Annotated in this window: 2 rRNA genes; both read right to left on the reverse strand. The window is 58.5% G+C overall.

Annotation, left to right across the window (positions count from 1 at the left end):
* A 23S ribosomal RNA gene (locus AC3ET4_RS30485) occupies positions 1-1,271 on the reverse strand; the annotation flags it as partial.
* A 296-nt stretch (positions 1,272-1,567) separates the two neighbouring features.
* Positions 1,568-3,086 (reverse strand): 16S ribosomal RNA (locus tag AC3ET4_RS30490).
* Between the last annotated feature and the right edge of the window lie 162 nt (positions 3,087-3,248).

Raw genomic sequence — 3,248 nt, forward strand, 5'->3', positions numbered from 1 at the left:
AATGACACGACTTCGGCGGTACGCTTGAGCCCCGCTACATTGTCGGCGCGGAATCACTTGACCAGTGAGCTATTACGCACTCTTTCAAGGGTGGCTGCTTCTAAGCCAACCTCCTGGTTGTCTCTGCGACTCCACATCCTTTCCCACTTAGCGTACGCTTAGGGGCCTTAGTCGATGCTCTGGGCTGTTTCCCTCTCGACCACGGAGCTTATCCCCCGCAGTCTCACTGCCGCGCTCTCACTTACCGGCATTCGGAGTTTGGCTAAGGTCAGTAACCCGGTAGGGCCCATCGCCTATCCAGTGCTCTACCTCCGGCAAGAAACACACGACGCTGCACCTAAATGCATTTCGGGGAGAACCAGCTATCACGGAGTTTGATTGGCCTTTCACCCCTAACCACAGGTCATCCCCCAGGTTTTCAACCCTGGTGGGTTCGGTCCTCCACGCGGTCTTACCCACGCTTCAACCTGCCCATGGCTAGATCACTCCGCTTCGGGTCTTGGGCGCGCGACTAAAATCGCCCTATTCGGACTCGCTTTCGCTACGGCTACCCCACACGGGTTAACCTCGCCACACACCGCAAACTCGCAGGCTCATTCTTCAAAAGGCACGCAGTCACGACACACAGGCAAGCCTGCATGCGACGCTCCCACGGCTTGTAGGCACACGGTTTCAGGTACTATTTCACTCCGCTCCCGCGGTACTTTTCACCATTCCCTCACGGTACTATCCGCTATCGGTCACCAGGGAATATTTAGGCTTAGCGGGTGGTCCCGCCAGATTCACACGGGATTTCTCGGGCCCCGTGCTACTTGGGAATCGCACAAGCAAGCCGCTAATGTTTCAGCTACGGGGGTCTTACCCTCTACGCCGGACCTTTCGCATGTCCTTCGCCTACATCAACGGTTTCTGACTCGCCCAGCCGCCGGCAGACGACTGAAGTACAATCCCACAACCCCACATGCGCAACCCCTGCCGGGTATCACACGCATACGGTTTGGCCTCATCCGGTTTCGCTCGCCACTACTCCCGGAATCACGGTTGTTTTCTCTTCCTGCGGGTACTGAGATGTTTCACTTCCCCGCGTTCCCTCCACACTGCCTATGTGTTCAGCAGCGGGTGACAGCCCATGACGACTGCCGGGTTTCCCCATTCGGACACCCCCGGATCAAAGCTCGGTTGACAGCTCCCCGGGGCCTATCGCGGCCTCCCACGTCCTTCATCGGTTCCTGGTGCCAAGGCATCCACCGTGCGCCCTTAAAAACTTGGCCACAGATGCTCGCGTCCACTATGCAGTTCTCAAACAACGACCCGTCACCCAACACCCACCCCGCAACCGCGAAGCTTCGATGAGCCCGGTCCACAACCGAGAACACTTCCATGCCCTCAGGACCCAACAGCGCGCCCGACACAGTCCCGAGAAGTCCACGTTCCACGCCGAAGCAGTACTAGCGATCCCCTACAAGACCGTGCCGAATAGTCAACGTTCCACCCATGAGCAAACCACCGCCGAACACTCGCCGGCGTAGTGGCTCTGGACCCCCGAAGAGGCCAAGAAGCTCCTTAGAAAGGAGGTGATCCAGCCGCACCTTCCGGTACGGCTACCTTGTTACGACTTCGTCCCAATCGCCAGTCCCACCTTCGACGACTCCCTCCCACAAGGGGTTGGGCCACCGGCTTCGGGTGTTACCGACTTTCGTGACGTGACGGGCGGTGTGTACAAGGCCCGGGAACGTATTCACCGCAGCACTGCTGATCTGCGATTACTAGCGACTCCGACTTCATGGGGTCGAGTTGCAGACCCCAATCCGAACTGAGACCGGCTTTTTGAGATTCGCTCCACCTCACGGTATCGCAGCTCATTGTACCGGCCATTGTAGCACGTGTGCAGCCCAAGACATAAGGGGCATGATGACTTGACGTCGTCCCCACCTTCCTCCGAGTTGACCCCGGCGGTCTCCTGTGAGTCCCCGGCATAATCCGCTGGCAACACAGGACAGGGGTTGCGCTCGTTGCGGGACTTAACCCAACATCTCACGACACGAGCTGACGACAGCCATGCACCACCTGTACACCGACCACAAGGGGGCACCCATCTCTGGGTGTTTCCGGTGTATGTCAAGCCTTGGTAAGGTTCTTCGCGTTGCGTCGAATTAAGCCACATGCTCCGCCGCTTGTGCGGGCCCCCGTCAATTCCTTTGAGTTTTAGCCTTGCGGCCGTACTCCCCAGGCGGGGAACTTAATGCGTTAGCTGCGGCACGGACCACGTGGAATGTGACCCACACCTAGTTCCCAACGTTTACGGCGTGGACTACCAGGGTATCTAATCCTGTTCGCTCCCCACGCTTTCGCTCCTCAGCGTCAGTATCGGCCCAGAGATCCGCCTTCGCCACCGGTGTTCCTCCTGATATCTGCGCATTTCACCGCTACACCAGGAATTCCGATCTCCCCTACCGAACTCTAGCCTGCCCGTATCGACTGCAGACCCGGGGTTAAGCCCCGGGCTTTCACAACCGACGCGACAAGCCGCCTACGAGCTCTTTACGCCCAATAATTCCGGACAACGCTCGCACCCTACGTATTACCGCGGCTGCTGGCACGTAGTTAGCCGGTGCTTCTTCTGCAGGTACCGTCACTCTCGCTTCTTCCCTGCTGAAAGAGGTTTACAACCCGAAGGCCGTCATCCCTCACGCGGCGTCGCTGCATCAGGCTTTCGCCCATTGTGCAATATTCCCCACTGCTGCCTCCCGTAGGAGTCTGGGCCGTGTCTCAGTCCCAGTGTGGCCGGTCGCCCTCTCAGGCCGGCTACCCGTCGTCGCCTTGGTAGGCCATTACCCCACCAACAAGCTGATAGGCCGCGGGCTCATCCTGCACCGCCGGAGCTTTCCACCAACCCCCATGCAGAGGAAGGTCATATCCGGTATTAGACCCCGTTTCCAGGGCTTGTCCCAGAGTGCAGGGCAGATTGCCCACGTGTTACTCACCCGTTCGCCACTGATCCACCCCGAAGGGCTTCACCGTTCGACTTGCATGTGTTAAGCACGCCGCCAGCGTTCGTCCTGAGCCAGGATCAAACTCTCCGTGAATGTCTTCACGAGAGCGGCACCATCGGGAGGAATAATCCCGACGTGCCCAGCGTCCTCGCTGTGTTTTTCTTCAAAGGAACCTCGACCATCCGAACGGATGGACGGGGTATCAACATATCTGGCGTTGACTTTTGGCACGCTGTTGAGTTCTCAAGGAACGGA

Source organism: Actinacidiphila sp. bgisy167 (assembly GCF_057707665.1).